Origin of the sequence: Mesorhizobium sp. NBSH29 (assembly GCF_015500055.1) — a bacterium.
Classification (GTDB): Bacteria; Pseudomonadota; Alphaproteobacteria; order Rhizobiales; family Rhizobiaceae; genus Neomesorhizobium.
On record NZ_CP045492.1, the window covers coordinates 3,321,429 to 3,339,250 of the forward strand.

Here is a 17,822-nt window from a genome sequence, read left to right on the forward strand (position 1 = left end):
CCGCGACTATTGCGCGGTAGCCGGAGTTGGTGTCGGAGCAGCACCGCCTTTGGCGCTCCGGAAGAACCGGAAGAACTCCGAATCCGGCGACAGAACCATCGTCGTGCCCGTGTCCTGCAATGCCTCGGTATAGGCGTTCATCGAGCGATAGAACTCAAAGAATTCCGGGTCGCGCTGGAAAGCATTGGCGAACGCGGCGTTGCGCTCGGCTTCACCCTCACCGCGAAGGATTTCGGATTCCTTGCGTGCTTCGGCAACAGTTTCCACGACTTCGCGGTCAGCACGTGCCTGGATACGCTGTGCTGCTTCACGACCGCGGGCGCGTAGCCTCTCGGCCTCGGCAAGACGCTCCGCACTCATACGCTCGAACGTTTGCTGTGAAACATCCTGCGTCAGGTCGGTACGGCGAATACGCACATCCTCTATCTCGAGACCGAGCGAGGTTGCATCCGGGCGCAACTGGTCACGCACCTCGCGCATCATCGACGCACGCTCTTCTGACAGTGCCGATTCAAAACCACGCAGACCGTAGACACGGCGCAGCGCTGCATCAAAACGGGTACGGAGCCGCGCCTCGGCAAGGCTGATATCGCCCGAGACGGCCTGACGGAAACGGCGAGCATCGGAAATGCGGTACGCCATAAATGCATCCACATCATAGAACTTGCCGCCCGAGACCTGCACGCGGATATCGTCAAGGTCGAAACGCAGGACACGCTTGTCAATCATTTGCACATTGTCGGCATCCAGAAAGCCGAACGGTGCCTTGAAATAGATGCCAGGCTCGGTCTTCACGTCGACGATCTCACCGAAGCGCAGGACAATGGCCTGCTGCTTCGCGTTGACCACAAAGATAGCCGAATAAAGCAGCATCAGGATTACGGCCGCTATGACCGCGAAGATGGGAAGGCGGTTTGCCATTAATTTGTTCCTCCGCTTGGGGCGGCGGCGGGCGCACGCTTCTGCAATTCATTCAGCGGCAGGTATGGCACGACACCCTGGCCGCTGCCCTGCTCCATGATCACCTTGTTGGAACCCTTGAGCACCTTTTCCATCGTTTCGATGAAAAGTCGGTTCCGGGTCACATCCGGAGCCTTGGCGTATTCGTCATAGACCGAGATGAAACGCTGTGCCTCACCTTCTGCTTCCTGAACCACCCGGCTCTTGTAGGCAGCCGCTTCTTCGCGGATCTGCGCGGCGTTACCGCGCGCCTGGCCAAGCTGCTTGTTGGAATAGCGGTTGGCGTCCTCTACGAATTTGTCTTCGTCCTGCTCAGCGCGTTGCACTTCAGAAAACGCATCCGCCACTTCGCGCGGCGGCGAAGCATCCTCGATGGAAATCGCGTTCACCGAAAGGCCCGATCCATACTCATCAAGCGAGTTCTGGATGATACCACGTACGGCGTCGGCAATGCCCTGACGGTCATCACGGAAAATATCCTGTGCCGGGCGTTTGCCGACAGCTTCACGCATCGCGCTTTCGGCGACCTGCCGCAGCATGTCGTCGGCACCGGCAACGTTGAAGAGGTAAGCCTGCGGGTCGCTGACTTGGTAAGCCACCGAAAACTGCACGTTGACGATGTTCTGGTCACCCGAGAGCATCAGCCCGCTTGAATTGGCGTCGCGTGTGCCACCGCCGATATTGACCAGCTTTTCTGCGGTATTTGCCTTTTCGACAGTCTCGATCGGCCAGAAGTGGAAATGCAGCCCCGGCTGCGAAAGCTCTTCCTTCGGCTTACCGAAGCGCAACTCAACCGCAAGCTCATCTGGCTGAACCGTATAGACGGCCTGGAAAACCCAAAATACCGCAAGCACAACGCCGATAAGCGCCAGCATCGCCGGGTTGACCCCACCGCCCCCGCCACCGGGAAGCGCGCGCTTCAGCCGGTCCTGGCCGCGGCGGATGAGATCTTCAAGATCGGGCGGTGATCCTTGTGGACCTCCCGGACCCCGTGGCCCCTGCCCCCAGGGTCCGCCGCCATTGCCGCCGCCGCCGGCGCCCCATGGGCCACCACCGCCACCGCCACCGCTCTGATTATTCCAGGGCATAAAATTCCTTTCGTCTCACGCACACGCCGAGCATATGCCTCGACAAGCGCTTCTGATGCTACCTCTATAAGAGCGGCGCACACTGCTTTCAACGCATCGTAGGCAGATTTGACCGGTTTCCCTGCGGAACAGGCGACAATATGCCCAAGTTTAGTGCACGCAATCTTTACGCGCGTAGATTGTGTAATGCGTCTCATGCGTATCTTTTTCAGTAGCAGGATACGACTGAGAGCTCACAACCGTCCAGATATCAGGGTCAATGGGTGGGAACCGCGTATCGCCGTCGACATCGGCTACAACGTGCGTGACATGAAGTACGTCTGCGAGCGGGAGTGCCTGCCGGTAGATCTCGCCCCCACCGATGATGCAGATTTCATCGGCGCTAGGCATACAGCGCCCGCGGGCTCGAGCCAGGGTGAGTGCATCATCAAGGGAACCGACGATTTCCGCGCCATCTTCCGAGAAATCACGGTTGCGGGTGATGACAATGTTGGTGCGCCCAGGCAGCGGCCTTTTAGGGAAGCTTTCCCAGGTCTTGCGGCCCATGACAATCGACTTGCCCATCGTATCGGCCTTGAAGCGTTTGAGATCGCTAGACAGCCGCCAAGGCATCCCGCCATCCTTGCCGATCACGCCATCCTCGGCAATCGCCACATAGATCGCGATTTTCATACCGCGATCGGAGCCCGGATGGTCGCGTCGGCGACATAGTTCTCCATCCGGAAATCGTCGAACCTAAATGCAAACAGATCCTCGACATCCGGGTTGATCCAAAGCGTCGGGAGCGCCTTTGGCGTGCGCGACAGCTGTTCACGCGCCTGCTCGAAATGGTTTGAATAGAGATGCGCATCCCCCAGCGTATGCACGAAATCTCCTGGCTCTAGCCCTGTCACCTGCGCCACCATCATCGTCAGAAGCGCATAGGAGGCGATGTTGAACGGCACACCCAAGAAAATGTCAGCGGAGCGCTGATAGAGCTGGCACGAGAGGCGACCATCGGCGACGTAAAACTGGAACAGACAGTGACAGGGTGGCAGCGCCATGGCCTCCACCTCCGCCGGATTCCAGGCTGAAACGATCAATCGGCGAGAGAGAGGATTCTTGTGCAACTGATTCAAAAGATTGGAAATCTGGTCGATCTCGCCGCCATCACGCGACGGCCAAGAGCGCCACTGTTTGCCATAGACCGGACCAAGATCGCCGTTCTCGTCAGCCCATTCATCCCAGATCGAGACGCCATGGTCTTTCAAATACTTGATGTTTGTGTCGCCGGCCAGGAACCACAGCAATTCATGGACAATCGACTTCAGGTGCAGCTTCTTTGTGGTAGTGACGGGAAAACCGTCAGACAGGTTAAATCGCATTTGGTACCCGAAAACAGAACGCGTGCCGGTTCCGGTGCGGTCGCCCCGGTCGGTGCCGTATTCGAGAACATGGGAAAGAAGATCAAGATACTGGCGCATGGGCTCCGGGCCGATTCGTTCAGCGCTGACCTTAGAAGAGTGCTTCCGGCAGAGCCAGAGACGGCAACCACTCTTCCCAGCTTTTGGGAAAGTTCAAGGCGCCTGCAGTGCAACACGACTGCTAAATTCATAACCGCCGTGCCAGCGGGCGTTCACTCAAAAACGCACCGCCGGGTTATGACGAGCGGCTTAAAGCGAGCCGAGCAAGCCGAGATGTTTTGCCACAAGATAATAGAAAGTCACCCGGCTCTTGGTGTTGTCTCCCGACATTTCCTTGCAGACCCTTTCGATCACCGGATCGGCTTTGCCGGCATCTACTCCGAGCTTCTTGCCAGCCCAGCTATCGCGTACGCGCGCCAATTCCTTAGGATCGCTGCACGACACCAGCGAAGAGTCGCGGTTTCGTAGCGCAATGCCAAGATGCTTGACGATTTTGGCGACCACATCGGCGTCGGCACCGGAATCGTATTTCTTCACGTCTGCAAAATAGTCGGCCATGGTATTCCCCTCGAAAAATATATGTAAAAAGCGGTGACACCGCAGCGCCTTGAGAAGCCTCAATGATTCTCCGGGGCTCCTCACCAGCGGGAACTTCAAGGCTGAGTGTCTCTAAGTCAAGCCCGGCTACAACCGCAGGCATCCTGCTCGGTTAACAATTCGCCCTTCCAATTTCCGCATTCCATCCCTATATTCGGTTCGTCAGCTTGCTGACTATGGCGATAAACTGCCGATGTAATAAGCTTTTCGGACCCGGGGGCGGTACCCGGCGCCTCCACCAAGATCGGTCCTGACCGGACCGTTGTTGCTGGGGGCGAAATAGGATCGACGAGGGTGTAAAGATCGGACTTTTGCTCGGCATTGTACCACCGTTATCGGGCTAAACTTGTAGTTGCAAATGACAACTATGCGGAAGCACGTCTCGCCGCTTAATGCGGTGCGATAGCTTCAATTCAAGCCCTAGTGGTTCGCACTTCTAGGCGGGGTTCGGAGGCACCTGGCAACAGAAGCCTCCACTTCTCTTGTATCTCTCCGCACACAAAAAAAGGCCTCCCGCGTTTTCGCGAAAGGCCTTCTCTGAAGACTTTGTGGAAAAATCTACTCTGCAGCTTCGGCCACGTCCCGCGATCTCCCGAGCGTCAGTTGTGTCAAAGCGAATGCAATGACTGCACATGTAGCGATTGCGATCACCATGGGCAGTGGCTTTCCCGTGAAAAAGAGGCCCGAAATGGTCATCGCGGCAATGCCGGCGGCAAAATGCAACGTGCCCATCAAGGCAGATGCCGTGCCGGCGATTTCGCCGTGATCTTCCATCGCCAGAACGGACGTGGTGGGAATGACTAGGCCAAGAAAACCGTAGCCGAAGAAAAGCAGGACGGCCAGCACGGTCAGCGACTGGAACCCGGAGACCATGACTGCGAGAAGGATTATCATGATGGTCGCATAACCCGTCACCGCCGATCGCACCACGCGGCGCAGCCCGAAACGGTCAGCCAGCATCCCAGTCATCTGCGACATAGCGAAAAACGCCACCGCATTCACGGAGAAATACAGGCTGTAGACTGATGGCGTCACGCCATAATGGTCGATCAGGATGAAAGAGGAATTCGACAGATAGACGAAGAAGCTCGAAATACCGAACCCGCCAATCAGCACCAGCCCGAGAAAGTTCTTATCCTTCAACAAAAAGCGATAGCCGGCCATCGTCGCTCCAAGCGAACTGTTGACGCGCAGCGCTACAGGCCGGGTTTCCTTCAACGAAGTGGCCAGAAGCACAGCGGCAATCGCCGCTGCAATAGTTACCACCCAGAACACCGCGCGCCAGCCATAGGCGTCGATAATGACGCTCCCGGTAAGCGGCGCAAGGATCGGAGAGATCGAAAATACCAGCATCAACATCGACATCAACCGCGCAGCCTCATTACCAGTATGCAGATCGCGCACAATGGCTCGCGGCACCACCATGCCCGGGCAGGCCCCTATGCCTTGGAGGAAGCGGAAAGCGATCAGCCACTCTACAGTGGGCGCAAGCGCTGCACCCACGCTGCCTACCGCGAACACGGCAAGGCCGAAATAAAGAGGCGGCTTGCGCCCGAACATATCGGAAAGCGGCCCGATGACGATCTGTCCAAGCCCCATAGATAGGAAAAACACCAACAGGCTCATCTGCACCGGAAACTCCGCCGCATTGAGATCTGCACCAATCGTCGGCAGTGCAGGCAGGTACATATCGATGGCAAACGGGCCAATGGCCGACAACAGACCGAGCACAAGGGCCAGGTGGAGGTAGCGGGATGTCATAATCTGATCTTTCGGATGGTGCGCCACGCCGGGCGCCTATCTGTGTACTACCGAGGCAAGCGCACCTCCCAAAAAAGACTCGCCTTGGCATCTCATCCAAAAAATTAGACAGACTTGTCTAATTCGTCAAGCGCCACTATCTTCTTTTTTATATGAGAGAAATTTCAAGACCTCGTTTTGACCAGACCCAGCGCACCCATTCAGGCAAGCGCGAAGGCATATTGGATGCTGCAGCCCATGTCTTTTGCATGGAAGGGTTTGCTGGCGCCAACATCGACCTGATAGCAGCCGAGGCGGGTGTTTCGCGCCAAACCGTATACAACCATCACGGCGACAAGGAAAACCTGCTCGCAGCGGTGGTAAACGAGATCACATCACGCTGCAATGCCCGAACTTTTGCGGTCTTAGGCACATTCCCGGACCATCCGGTCGACCTACGTGCTGACCTGATTGCTTTTGCCATGCGCCTGAACGAGAGCTGCCTATGTGACCGTGACGGGAAATTCCTGCGCCGACTGATCCAGACAGAGGGCGCACGCCATCCCCAGCTTTTCGAACACTGGAAGCAAGAGGGCCCCGCCAGGATCTGGTCAGCGCTCGCCGCTCGCTTTGCACGGCTGGCCTTTTCAGGCCATCTGGAAATAAGCGATCCGGATCGAGCTGCCCGGCAATTTCTCGCGCTTATCCATGCCGATCTGCAATTGCCGATGCTACTCGGAGAGCAACTCTCTCATGACCAGCTTAAAGACGCTGCCGAAGGCGCTGTCGTCATGTTTCTTCAGGCTTTCGGCAAACGCGAGGTAGTCGCCCTACCCGCGGCGACCCAGAACGCGGTTTGAGACGACACGCCAGACCCGGAACACGCTACTAGGCGGTTTACGCAGCCTGCAAGCTTGATTACACGTAAGGCTTCGATTCACGAGGCCGCCACCAGCCATGGCTGAAGACCACATCCGTTACGATATCCTTGCCCAGGAAGCTTTGCGCGGCGTCATGCGCAAGGTGCTGGCGGAGGTCGCTCGCACTGGCCTACCTGGCAACCATCATTTCTTCATCACATTCATGACCGGCGCACCGGGTGTGCGTGTGTCGAGCCGCCTGCGCGAGCGATATCCCGAGCAGATGACTATTGTCGTGCAATTCCAGTATTGGGACCTCAAGGTCACCGAAACAGGGTTCGAGATAGGCCTCTCATTTTCCGATGTGCCCGAGAAGCTGGAAATCCCCTTCTCGGCTGTCGTTGGCTTCTACGATCCGTCCGCCAATTTTGAGCTGGAATTCCAGGTCAGGCAGGAAGAAACCGCTGCAGTGGTGGATGAGAATACGCCGGCCAAGCCGGCAATCGTTTCAAAATCAGCTGCCGGCACCAAGCCGGAACGACGCAAATCCGACGCAAAAAAGGTCGCGCCCGAGCCCGAAGACGGCGATGAAGCGCCCGCCAAGGGTGCCGATGTGGTATCGCTCGACGCTTTCCGCAAGAAATAGAAGTGGCTGAAATCGTCAACCTTCGTCAGTTGCGCAAACTAAAAGCGCGCGGCGCAAAGGATCAGGCGGCCGAACAAAACCGCGCGCTGCATGGCCGCACCAAGGCAGAAAAACAACGCGATACCCAGACCGCTGACGCCGCGCGCACGCGTCTCGACTCCCATCGGATAGAGCGGAACAAGGCCGATAGCGGGCGCGGCGGACGATGAGCCTGGTGCGCAAGCACTCAGTCTCGATCCGCGGCCATCGAACCTCTTTTTCGTTGGAAAAGCAGTTCCACGATGATCTTGTCGTCATTGCCGATAAGCGCCACGTGACCCTTGCCGCACTCATCGCAGAAGTCGACGCGGCGCGCCCGCGCGAGGCTAACCTCTCGTCATCGCTACGGCTTTTTGTTCTTGAGTGGGCAAAACAGCGCTGACGCGCGAACTTATTTGGTCAGCGATCTTAGAATATTGTCTAACAGGAACGGAGTTGATGGCTTGTCGGCGGCGCCATCAGTAGGCTTGGGAATGGCGCGTTCGGGTGCCGGCGTTGGAGCGACGCGCTCGGCCTCCCGCTGCGCCCGTTCGGCCTCATCACGTTTAAATGCCTCTGCTGCCTTTTTAGCGGCGTCTGCTTCGCTGGCCTTCCTGGCGGCGGTTTCGGCATCTGCAGCCTTCTTTGCGGCCATTGCCGCATCGGCTGCCTTGCGCAGCGCCTCGGCTTCGGCAGCTTTTTTTGCTGCCTCCTCGGCTTTGAAGCGAGCCTCTTCATCTGCCTGGCGGCGAGCCTCTTCCTCTGCTTTGCGGTTGGCTTCAGCAATCGCACGCTCGCGTGCATCTTCCAGCGCAGCAAAATAGCGTACCTCGCGCCGCAGCCTCTGCTTTTCCAGGAGGATGGCCTGCATCGCCTCAACGCGGGCCTGCTCTTTTTCAAGGGCACGTTGCGTTAAAAACTGTGCCAAAGGATCTGTTTTCAGCTGTTTTTCTAGTTCAGCGGTCGGCCCTTCGACAACAAACAGAACAACGGGATCGGAGCCAACAAGTTTCTCATCGCCCGGATCGTAGGCAATCGTCCCGTCCGCTGTGATCGCACCGAGATTAAAATCTGCGCGCAAATTTGCGTTTAGCGTTGCATCCCGGCTTCGCAGCACCAGCGGCGGCGCACGCAACACACCACCTGCAATGGTGAACGCCAGGTCTGCGCGACCTGTGTCAAACTCACCCGACAAAATGATCTCCGGCGCGAAATCTGCGGTTCGATCGGCATCGATCTCGCGACCTGCGGCATCGGCAGCGGCCAGAAGCGGGGTTATGGCATCGGGGTTCACCCTGGCAATCACTAGCCTTTCTGTCGATACCGTTCCTGAGCCCGAGAGAGCAGCGACCATGCCTTCCACTGATTTGCCACTTGCCGAAACTACAGACGTGATTGTGGCGCGAGCCGCGAGCCCTGTCTGCGGAAGCAATTGCCCGACGTCCACACCATCCAGCTTGAGCTGCGCCGAAAGCAGCCCGGTTCCATTCGTATTTTTCAACTCGCCGAATCCGCCGACCACGCCACCGGCAAATTCGGCGGACAGTTCGGACACTCGCAACCCCTCAAGGTCGAGGCGCAACTTCCCATGCGCGTTTGCAGCATCGCCGAACGGCCCGGCCAGAACGCTTGCCGCTTCAAGATCCATTTCTGCGGTGAAAGGCAACGACGACCTTTGCTGGAATGGGGTTTTTGGCCACACGTCGCCACCTTCGAGCGATGCTGACCCAAGCACCATTGCCACCGGCGCACCGAAATCGAGTGCTCCAAGCTTGAGAGTTCCGGTAAGATGCGGCAGGTCGCGCTTGATCTCAGTTGTGATCGATCCGCTGGCCTCAATCCCGGCCACGGTTCCTGTCAGGTCTGAAAATACCAGGCTGCCACGCCCGAAATCCGCAGTCGCAGACAGCGCTACCGGCAGACCCATCCCCATTCCAGGCAGACCAACGCCAGCTGTCATAAGCCACGGCTCGATGTCAGCCGCCTTGATGTTTACCGGACCCGTTGCTGTCACCGCCGTGTTGCTGGCCGTAACAGTGCCGGAGAAGTCAGCTTTCATATCCGCGCCGTTCAGCGTTGCGGTAGTCTCCATTCCGCCGCGCGGCGTGCCCATCGCGGACACGGTCATTTCGCCACTGCCGATCATGCCCAGAGGCAGCGCCGGAATCCCGTAAAGCGCGAGCAAAGCCTCGGCATTGTTGTTGGTTGCCGAATAGGAAAGCGATACTTTGGCCTTTCCGGGCGCGCTTGGCAGTCCATTCCCGGACGCGGTCAAAGTCACCACGCTGCCCCCTGTGTTGCCACTGGCGCTGAGCGCCACTCCATGAGTGCCATCGCCGTTGGATGCGACACTGGCAACGACTTTCAGCCGGGTATCTTCAAACAGCCCGGGATACATCGCCGCGCGCTGCGCCAGCGCGGGTGCAACGAAACTGTCGGGATAACGATCCGCAACCACGGCGAGGAGCGGTGCCAGATCGGCGGCCAAAACGGAAACGTCTGCGTTGCCTTCCGGATTTTGCGGAAAGCCTTTGACACTAGCCGTTACGTTTAGCGTTGCTCCTTCCAGCCCCCCAACCGATAACCGATCGATTTCAAGGGTCCCCTGCCGCATGCGCAATGCTGTGTCGATGCTCTCGGCTGTGAGCCCGAAGGCTGAAATGGGGCCAGCCTTGAGATCAAGGTCAAAATCGCGCCCAGCAAGCCGGTTGGCCCCCTTTTCGCTGATGAAAAGCGCGGCCATCGCCGCCAATCCGTCAACGTCAAGTGCTCCCCCTTCAAGACGGGCGCGCAGAAACGGTAGCGCGTCACGCGGCTGTTGACTGTCAATTTCACCCCGGAATTTGGCCTGCCCCAAAACCAGCTCCAGATCGCTGAAGCGCTGCCGCTCCGGGGTCAGCGCTACCTGTGCACGAAATCCGGCCGCTGGCATCCGCCGAATGGCCTCGTCGACGTCAGGCGTGAGCCATGCCGCAAAGCCTGACGGTTGAGCCACAGCCAGAAGCAGCGAACCTGTGAAGCCGAATGCATCGCCTGTGGAAAGCAGCCCTTCGCCCTCCAGGCGTGTGCGCCCTGGCAGGGTGGCGGCAATAGAGGCGACCTTCCAACCCTGCGGCGTTGGCTCGGCAGAAAGGGTGATGTCGCGGATGGTCGTATCGCCCGCCACCAACGCTGGCAGGTTCACCGAAACGGTGCCCGGAATTGCCGGTCTCGGAACATTTGCCAAGAGAGCCTGGAGAGCGGCCATGCGAACCCCGAGCCGCAGCCCGTTGTTCTGGTCTTGCACATCAGCAAACCGCACCTGCGCCCCATTGGCCTCGATGGAAAAGCGCGGTTCGGCACCAATATCGATGAACGCCCTGCCCTCGGCGGTGTACGGATCGTCAAGCGGCCCTGTTTCGAAACGGAATTCTTCCACCGCCAGCCGAGTGTGGTCGATCGCGAATGTCCCGCTCATCCGGTTCGGGGCAACGTTGGTCCTGGTGCGACCATCTTCGGCAACGCGAAACGTTTCCCCGTCACTACTGCGCAAGCGCGTGTCACCATTGTCTCCAGCGGCAAGCCTGAACGTACCTCCATAGACCATCCCGCGGTTCTCATCGAGGCTCAGATCGCCGTCCGCCTCTATCGACACCGGCAGCGACAACGGATCGAGTTTGAGCTTGAGCCGCAATTTTCCGTCGTCTCCCGGCTTGCCGGTGGCGATGGAAACTGCTGTCCGGATGCCGTCGGCGTTGAGCGTTCCGTCTGCCCGCCATGGCCCGGCGAATGACCGCGCCGAGGCGACCGCATTGACATCGTTCAGCTCGAAAACCCGCTTGCTCGCACCGTCAGTCAGCACCACCGCGCCTTCGGTGATGGTGAGTTTTTCGAGCGAAATCTGGGAGGCGCTGAACGGTGAACTCGGCCGAGTCGTCCAATCCACCGTTCCATCTTCAGCAATGTTGACCACGACCCGCGGCCGCACCAGCCGCATATCAAAGATTAGTACCTCGCCGCGTAGAAAGGGTGCCAGTTCGGCATCCATGGAAAATGTTTCAGCTGTAACCGAGGGCTCGCTTTCGCTGGCGCCATCCACCACCACATCGGAAAAGGTCAGCGAGGGAAACGGCAGAAGCCGCGCCGTGACGCCGCCCTCGACCGTAACGCGCCGCCCCAGCAGCGCACTCGACTCACGCTCGAACTGAGCGCGATATGAGGTCCAGTCGACAAAATGCGGCCCAACCAGCGCTGCAGATAGCACCAGAACAAGCAGTCCACCGACAATGACGAAAACCCGCGCCAGCGCCTTCTCCAGTTCCCAACGGTCAAGGGATGACTAATGTAGTCTGATCAGCATGTCGAGAAAGTGGCACGTCTAGTCGGCGACCATCTCGATATTTGCATGATCGCCGATGATCTCCACAACAAAGTCAAAATAAATTGCGCCGGTTCCGGCTTCCAATGCCCTGAGATCGCCCTTGATCCGATCGGGATCGTAGCGTTCGGGTTGCTTCAGTTTTTCAATGTAGAAGCGCTGTGTGGCATCGTGCCCGAGATCGGCTCTGCTCTTCTCAAATTTGCTCCATACTAGCCTGATACGCTCCTTACTCGTGATCGCTCCATGCCCGCTATAAAGCAGATCATTCAGCGCATCGAGGCTTACACTGATCAACCAGTCTTCATTGGACATGAAAACGCGATTTACCTCATCGTAAAAAGAGGCAATATCGTTAAACTTATCACCATCGAGGAACAGCGTTTTCACGAAAGCCGCACTTCTCTGCGCCTCACGACAGGGCTCTGCTCGGCAAAATTTTGCCCGGATTCAGAATATTGAGCGGGTCGAGCGCCTTCTTAATGGTGCGCATGAAGTCGACGCTGTCGCCGAGTTCGCTGTCAAGGAATGCAATCTTGCCCTGGCCGATACCGTGTTCACCGGTGCAGGTGCCATCCATGCCGATGGCCCGCAAATTAAGACGCGCAACAAATTCTTCGGCGCGCGCAATCTCATCCTTGCTGTCGGTATCAATCAGCACCAGTGTATGGAAATTACCGTCGCCGACATGGCCAACAATCGGCGCAATCAGTCCCATGTCCGCAATATCCGCCTCGGTTTCGGCAATGCATTCGGCCAGCCGGGAAATCGGTACGCATACGTCCGTCGAAAGCCCCTTGGCGCCCGGCCGCAGGGTCAGCGACGCCCAATAGGCATCGTGGCGCGCCTTCCACAATTTCGTCCGCTCTTCGGCAACACTGGTCCACTGGAATGGTCCGCCCGCAAACTCCGCAGCGATCTCGCCAAAACTCTCGGCCTGTTCCCTCACGCCCGCTTCGGTGCCGTGGAACTCTACGAACAGGCAGGGCGTCTCGGGATAGTCGAGCTTCGAGTAATTTTTCATTGCGCGCATCTGCAAGGCATTGACCAATTCGATCCTGGCCACCGGAATGCCCATCTGGATGGTCGCGATTACAGCGTTGCAGGCAGCCTCGACACTGGGAAAAGGGCATACCCCACCCGAGATTGCCTGGGGTATGCCGTAAAGCTTGAGTGTAAGTCCGGTGATGATGCCAAGGGTCCCCTCGGAGCCGACTAGCAACCGGGTCAGGTCGTAGCCTGCCGAAGTTTTCTTGGCGCGCCGCGCCGTGCGGATAAGCCTTCCATCCGCCATCACGGCCGAAAGCGAGAGAACATTTTCGCGCATGGTGCCATAGCGCACCGCATTGGTGCCCGAAGCGCGCGTCGCCGCCATACCGCCGAGGCTCGCATTGGCTCCGGGGTCGATGGGAAAAAACAGGCCAGTATCACGCAGATGGGTATTCAGCGCTTCGCGCGTCACACCGGGCTCGATGGTGCAATCGAGGTCCTCCGGGTTGACGGCGAGAACCTTGTCCATGCCCATCATGTCGATGGAAATCCCACCAGCCGGCGCGTTGACATGCCCTTCGAGCGACGTTCCAGTTCCGAACGCCACTAACGGAACCTGATGTGCTGAGCAAGCGCGAACGACCTGCTGCACTTCCTCACTAGACTGCACAAAGGCGACACCATCCGGCGCCTGGGTGGGAATATAGGTTGTGGTATGGGCATGCTGGTCGCGGATTGCCCGACCTGTCTGGAACCGCTCGCCAAGCTGCTGCTTCAAAACTCCGAGCACTGTGGCAATACCGCTCTCGTTGCGCTCAACAGGTTTCAGGTCGCTCAGAGCCATACTTTCCTCCGCCTATGGACCAGCCTTGCGGCGGCTTGTCACTTTATGCTTCGGTAATGTGCTTGATCCATCCACATTGTCCAGTGTGGTGGCGCACAGGAATTCCGATCCAACCCAGCCGCCAAGGAACCCGCATGATTTCGACCACGCCCTTCGTCTCCCGGCCGATGGATATCCAAAAGGACTGGATCGACTATAACGGCCATCTCAACATGGCCTATTACAACGTGCTGTTCGACCGATGCTCCGACGAGGCGTTCGAACTGATGGGCATGGGCCCGGACTATGTAAAGTCCCGCAGGCTCACGGTCTACACCGCCGAGATCCACGTCTGCTACGTCCGCGAACTTCATCTGGGCCACACAGTGACCGGGACGTTTCAGCTGCTAGACCACGACGAGAAGCGTTTGCATGCCTATCAGGAGATCCGCCACTCTGACGGCTGGCTCGCCGCAACATCTGAATCGCTAACGCTGCATATCGATATGGAAGGCCCAAAAGTAGCGCCCTTCCCGAACGACGTTGCCGAAAAAGTCGCGCAGATGGCGCAGACGCACGCAAACCTGCCAACCCCTGAGCGGGCCGGACGTTCGATCGGCATAAAACGCAAGCCGTCCTCCTGAAGCCGGTTAACCCCCTGTTAACCTTAACAGCCCTTGGCCGTGCATGAGACACAAGGTGTCATTGATCACAACCAGGGCATCCTTAAAAGATGCCCGCATGGAGTGGGCCGAATCAACTAGCGACCGGACCAGAATAATGAGACTAGACATTCATCAAACGTCAGAAGAGCTGGCGTTCGACCAGACCATTACAGATTATGATTTCTGGAGAACTCTCAAGAACCTCAACAATGAGATTCTTGATGTTGCAAACAACAATGATCCAATCCCTTTTGATCTGATCCGCTGGCGAGCGGTGATCGGCAAGGCCTGGGCCAAACGAGAAGATCTCAACGCGAGAGGCGGCGCTCATCGTCAATGACTGCGAGCCGGGCATCCGCCCGGCCCCACGTCCAGAGCACCATGTTGAGATCATCGGAGCCTGCTCCCACGGCAAAGCTTGGAACCAGCATTGCCGTGTATCTCTCCGCAATCAGCCGGCGCGCAAACATTTGGGTGTCTGCCTCTCCGCGCGCTTGCATCTGGTCGCGCCAGTCTGCCCGGGAGAGCGCCATCATGTCCATCGCGCGTTCAGCCAACGCCTGCTGATCGCGGGCGTCGAAGACAGCATGGATGTCAGCATCATAGCTGACCAATGTCGTTGGCTGCAGACTTCCGACCTGATTGGCTTCCCGCAAAGCCGTCATCACCGACAAAGTACCATAAAGCGCTGGCATACCCTTTGGATTGAAGCGCCCGCCATACAGCGCCGCCCCTTTGCCCGATAATGGCTCAAACGCAAAAAGCGGATTGAGCGCGCGATATAAAAAACCCTTGTAGCGAATGCCTGCCACGGTCAGCTGTGGATACCCGCGTCCACCGCATCGATATAGTCGAGCACCTCGTCACCACGCCCACTACGCACCAGTTGCATTGCAGTCTGGCCGGAAAAACCGGCCAGCGGCTCAGACCGATACCACGCATAGGCCATCAGATTGGATCCAAAGCGCGGTTCGACCTTGTTGAGAACCTCGACCATTTCCCGCAGGCGTCGCTGTGTCTTGTCCGATTGTACCCGGTCCTTCCGCTGAACTGCGTCCTTGCCAAGTCCAACGGTGCGCGCCACCTCCTCGCTGGTGGTACGCAACATTTCGGCGATCTTTCGCGGAGCAAAAAACCCCTTGTCGGAATATTCAACGAGAGCCATTGCATTCTCCTGAAGACGCATAGTTTGACAGAATATAGCGTCAAATCATACGTCATTCAAGATTTATGTGCTCCGCTATTTGGGCAGAGTATAAGCCAGCACGTAGTCGCCAGGCTTAGTGCCAACCGACCCATGCCCCCCCGCGACCATCACCACGAATTGCCGTCCATCTTCCACCGTGTAGGTCATTGGTGTCGACTGGCCGCCGGCAGGCAGCCGAGTTTGCCAGAGCTGCGTCCCGCTGGTTACATCATAGGCGCGTAGATAGTCATCAACCGTTGCCGCCAGGAAGGCGACCCCACCCGCGGTGATGATCGGCCCACCGATCCCCGGCACGCCGACCTTCAGCGGAAGGGGCAGCGGCGTCATGTCATAGATGGTGCCGTTACGATGTTTATAGGCGATCTTGCCAGTGCGCAGATCCGCACCCGCAACATACCCCCATGGAGGCTGCTGGCAGGGAACACCTAGCGGCGAAAGGAATGGCCCCATGAACACCGCGTAAGGCGAACCTTCATTTCGGTTGAGCCCTTGTTCGCTTGCTTTGGCGTCGTTTGGCGGCGGAACCTGATCACGGGGAACCAGTCGTGACGTAAACGCCAGATAGGTTGGCATGCCAAACATTACCTGCCGCACCGGATCAACGGCCACACTACCCCAGTTGAACACGCCAAAATTCCCGGGGTAGACCAGCGTTCCTTCCAACGACGGCGGGGTGTAGCGGCCCTCGTAGCGCAGTCTGTGAAACGCGATGCGGCAGGCAAGCTGATCAAACAGCGTGATGCCCCACATGTCCTTGCTCTTCAGCGGTGGTGGCGAGAATGTCAGGTCCGAGATCGGCTGGGTCGGAGCAGTAAAGTCCTCCGGAATTGCGCCGCCGGGCGCCGGCACTTCGCTGACTGGAATGATCGGCTCACCACTGCGCCGATCAAGCACATAGATGTCGCCCTGCTTGGTGGGTCCCACCAGCGCCGGAACCAGGCCATTAGCAGTTGTAATGTCGACGAGACTCGGCTGTGCCGGCACGTCCATATCCCAAAGATCATGGTGCACGGTCTGGCGCACCCAGCGCATTTGCCCGGTCCGAAGATCCAGAGCCGTAATGGAAGACGAAAAAATCTCCACGTTTTCGCTACGGTCGATGCCAAGCTGATCCGGCGTCTGGTTGCCGAGTGGAACGTAGAGCAGCCCAAGTTTTTCATCGGCACTTGGCGTGGACCACATATTGGGAGAGTTGGCCGAATAGGTTTCGTCTGGACCAAGCGGCGTTGTCCGCTCGGGATTGCCCGAATCCCAATTCCACACCAAAGCACCCGTCTCCGCATCGTAAGCGCGGATAACACCCGAGGGTGATTGGTTGGAAAAATTGTCGTTGACCGCACCGCCGACAATAATCAGTCCGCCCGCGATCAGCGGCGCTGAGGTGGAGTAATAGTAGCCTGCCGGCGTGTAGGGCATGTTGGCGTTGAGATCGACCGTTCCGGCCGTGCCAAAAGTAGGGCATTCCTTCCCGGTGTCCGCGTCTAGCCCGATCAGCCGTGCATCAGAGGTCGGCAGATAGACCCGCTTGGCGCAGGACAGGCCGGCAGCCGCGCTCTTGCTTTGATAGTAAGCGACGCCGCGACATGTCTGATGCTGGCGCTGTGTCTGAACCCCGACATTCGGATCGAAACGCCAGCGCTCTTTGCCCGTCGTCGCATCGATCACAATGGCCAGATTGTGTGGCGTGCACAGATAAAGTGAATTGCCGATTTTCAGCGGCGTCACCTGATAGGTGGTCTCGGTCACATCGGTTGGCAGCTTCACATCGCCGGTCTGGTAAGTCCAGGCTAGTTCAAGCTTCGAAACATTCTCTGGTGTAATCTCATCCAGCGGTGAGTAACGCTGGCCATAGGGAGTGCGGCCATAAAAGTGCCATTCGCCGTCCGGCACTTCGCCGCCCAGATCGGCATTGGCGGCGATTTTTTCGGTAGGCAGTCTGCCCGCAACATCGTAGGGGTCACCGGTCATCGAAATGCCGGCGACCACGATTGCTGCGATCACTCCAAGGGCCAGGCCAAGTCCGGCCATACCGCTAGCGTCATCAAGGCGCCGACGCACCCACGGGGTGAGCAGCCAAAGCCCTCCCAGCACGACAATCCCGCCACGCGCGCCGAGCGCCCACCAGTCCAGTCCGACTTCCGAAAGTGCCCATAACAGAGTTCCGACGAGAAGAGCGACATAGACCCACAACGCCAGGGATCGTCGCTGGAAAAGTAGAATGGCGGTCAAAAGAAAAGCGAGCCCGGCAATCGCGTAGTACCAACTGCCGCCGAGCACGATGAGCCAAGCGCCGCCGCCGCCAAGCGCCAGACCGAAAACGACAAATACCAACGCAGTGAGTGCGACTGCCATGATCCATCTCCTTTAGAGCTGCCCCACGCCCGTGGAGGCTGCCTTCAACGATTGAAAATCACCGCCCTTCAAAAAATCGGGCGAATCTCGCGGGTGGCAGCTTCGGACCACCAATC

18 protein-coding genes and 1 other RNA gene are annotated in these 17,822 nt (G+C 58.2%); 7 read left to right on the forward strand and 12 right to left on the reverse strand.

All coding sequences use genetic code 11. The features are described from left to right. Positions 1-6 precede the first annotated feature (6 nt). The 5 genes from hflC to GA830_RS16430 all read right to left on the reverse strand — a co-directional run bounded on the left by hflC (position 7) and on the right by GA830_RS16430 (position 4,009). Positions 7-921: a protease modulator HflC gene (hflC, locus tag GA830_RS16410; protein WP_195162849.1), complete on the reverse strand. Its 915-nt coding sequence runs from the start codon at positions 919-921 to the stop codon at positions 7-9. Beyond that, complete coding sequence (hflK, locus tag GA830_RS16415) at positions 921-2,048, reverse strand: FtsH protease activity modulator HflK (protein WP_195162850.1); 1,128 nt, start codon at positions 2,046-2,048, stop codon at positions 921-923. Before hflK ends, hflC begins: the two co-directional genes overlap by 1 nt. Before the next feature lie 150 nt (positions 2,049-2,198). Next, complete coding sequence (locus GA830_RS16420) at positions 2,199-2,720, reverse strand: dihydrofolate reductase (protein WP_195162851.1); 522 nt, start codon at positions 2,718-2,720, stop codon at positions 2,199-2,201. Then, the gene (locus GA830_RS16425) at positions 2,717-3,511 is read right to left on the reverse strand and encodes a thymidylate synthase (RefSeq protein WP_195162852.1); all 795 of its coding nucleotides are present in this window, start codon (positions 3,509-3,511) and stop codon (positions 2,717-2,719) included. The genes GA830_RS16420 and GA830_RS16425 overlap by 4 nt, the downstream gene beginning before the upstream one ends. 189 nt (positions 3,512-3,700) lie before the next feature. Continuing rightward, a complete protein-coding gene (locus GA830_RS16430; RefSeq protein ID WP_195162853.1) occupies positions 3,701-4,009 on the reverse strand; it encodes a DUF2853 family protein in 309 nt (102 codons plus the stop codon). A 161-nt stretch (positions 4,010-4,170) separates the two neighbouring features. Here GA830_RS16430 and ssrA point away from each other — a divergent pair. Continuing rightward, positions 4,171-4,526, forward strand: a transfer-messenger RNA (tmRNA) gene (ssrA, locus tag GA830_RS16435). An 80-nt stretch (positions 4,527-4,606) separates the two neighbouring features. Here the strand turns inward: ssrA and GA830_RS16440 are convergent. Then, positions 4,607-5,809, reverse strand: a complete 1,203-nt coding sequence (locus tag GA830_RS16440) for a multidrug effflux MFS transporter (protein ID WP_195162854.1) — start codon at positions 5,807-5,809, stop codon at positions 4,607-4,609. 152 nt (positions 5,810-5,961) lie between these two features. On the opposite strand from GA830_RS16440, the gene GA830_RS16445 reads away from it, so the two are divergent. The 4 genes from GA830_RS16445 (at position 5,962) to GA830_RS16460 (ending at position 7,715) form a co-directional block, all read left to right on the forward strand. Then, positions 5,962-6,648, forward strand: a complete 687-nt coding sequence (locus GA830_RS16445; RefSeq protein WP_195162855.1) for a TetR/AcrR family transcriptional regulator — start codon at positions 5,962-5,964, stop codon at positions 6,646-6,648. Between the two features lie 97 nt (positions 6,649-6,745). Further along, positions 6,746-7,294 (forward strand): SspB family protein, encoded by a 549-nt coding sequence (locus GA830_RS16450; protein ID WP_195162856.1) that lies wholly within the window; start codon positions 6,746-6,748, stop codon positions 7,292-7,294. A 2-nt stretch (positions 7,295-7,296) separates the two neighbouring features. Then, positions 7,297-7,503, forward strand: a complete 207-nt coding sequence (locus GA830_RS16455; RefSeq protein WP_195162857.1) for a DUF4169 family protein — start codon at positions 7,297-7,299, stop codon at positions 7,501-7,503. Next, positions 7,500-7,715 (forward strand): ribbon-helix-helix domain-containing protein, encoded by a 216-nt coding sequence (locus tag GA830_RS16460; protein ID WP_195162858.1) that lies wholly within the window; start codon positions 7,500-7,502, stop codon positions 7,713-7,715. The genes GA830_RS16455 and GA830_RS16460 overlap by 4 nt, the downstream gene beginning before the upstream one ends. Before the next feature lie 9 nt (positions 7,716-7,724). Here the strand turns inward: GA830_RS16460 and GA830_RS16465 are convergent, their stop codons facing one another. From GA830_RS16465 to GA830_RS16475, 3 genes are read right to left on the reverse strand one after another with little or no spacing between them, the layout of a single operon-like run. Then, on the reverse strand, positions 7,725-11,609 hold the full coding sequence (locus GA830_RS16465) for an AsmA family protein (protein WP_308460479.1): 3,885 nt from the start codon (positions 11,607-11,609) through the stop codon (positions 7,725-7,727). A gap of 60 nt (positions 11,610-11,669) precedes the next feature. Continuing rightward, positions 11,670-12,059: a barstar family protein gene (locus tag GA830_RS16470; RefSeq protein ID WP_195162859.1), complete on the reverse strand. Its 390-nt coding sequence runs from the start codon at positions 12,057-12,059 to the stop codon at positions 11,670-11,672. A 22-nt stretch (positions 12,060-12,081) separates the two neighbouring features. Next, complete coding sequence (locus tag GA830_RS16475; protein WP_195162860.1) at positions 12,082-13,503, reverse strand: FAD-binding oxidoreductase; 1,422 nt, start codon at positions 13,501-13,503, stop codon at positions 12,082-12,084. Between the two features lie 134 nt (positions 13,504-13,637). On the opposite strand from GA830_RS16475, the gene GA830_RS16480 reads away from it, so the two are divergent. Further along, positions 13,638-14,126, forward strand: coding sequence for a thioesterase family protein (locus GA830_RS16480; protein WP_258045485.1), 489 nt, complete (start codon positions 13,638-13,640; stop codon positions 14,124-14,126). Between the two features lie 136 nt (positions 14,127-14,262). Beyond that, complete coding sequence (locus GA830_RS16485) at positions 14,263-14,487, forward strand: hypothetical protein (protein ID WP_195162861.1); 225 nt, start codon at positions 14,263-14,265, stop codon at positions 14,485-14,487. Here GA830_RS16485 and GA830_RS16490 read toward each other — a convergent pair. The 3 genes from GA830_RS16490 to GA830_RS16500 form a co-directional block, all read right to left on the reverse strand. After that, a complete protein-coding gene (locus GA830_RS16490) occupies positions 14,456-14,950 on the reverse strand; it encodes an RES family NAD+ phosphorylase (protein ID WP_195165011.1) in 495 nt (164 codons plus the stop codon). The genes GA830_RS16485 and GA830_RS16490 overlap by 32 nt on opposite strands. An 11-nt stretch (positions 14,951-14,961) precedes the next feature. Further along, the gene (locus GA830_RS16495) at positions 14,962-15,312 is read right to left on the reverse strand and encodes an MbcA/ParS/Xre antitoxin family protein (RefSeq protein ID WP_195162862.1); all 351 of its coding nucleotides are present in this window, start codon (positions 15,310-15,312) and stop codon (positions 14,962-14,964) included. Positions 15,313-15,387: 75 nt separating this feature from the next. After that, the gene (locus tag GA830_RS16500; RefSeq protein WP_195162863.1) at positions 15,388-17,706 is read right to left on the reverse strand and encodes a glucose/quinate/shikimate family membrane-bound PQQ-dependent dehydrogenase; all 2,319 of its coding nucleotides are present in this window, start codon (positions 17,704-17,706) and stop codon (positions 15,388-15,390) included. Positions 17,707-17,822: the final 116 nt, after the last annotated feature.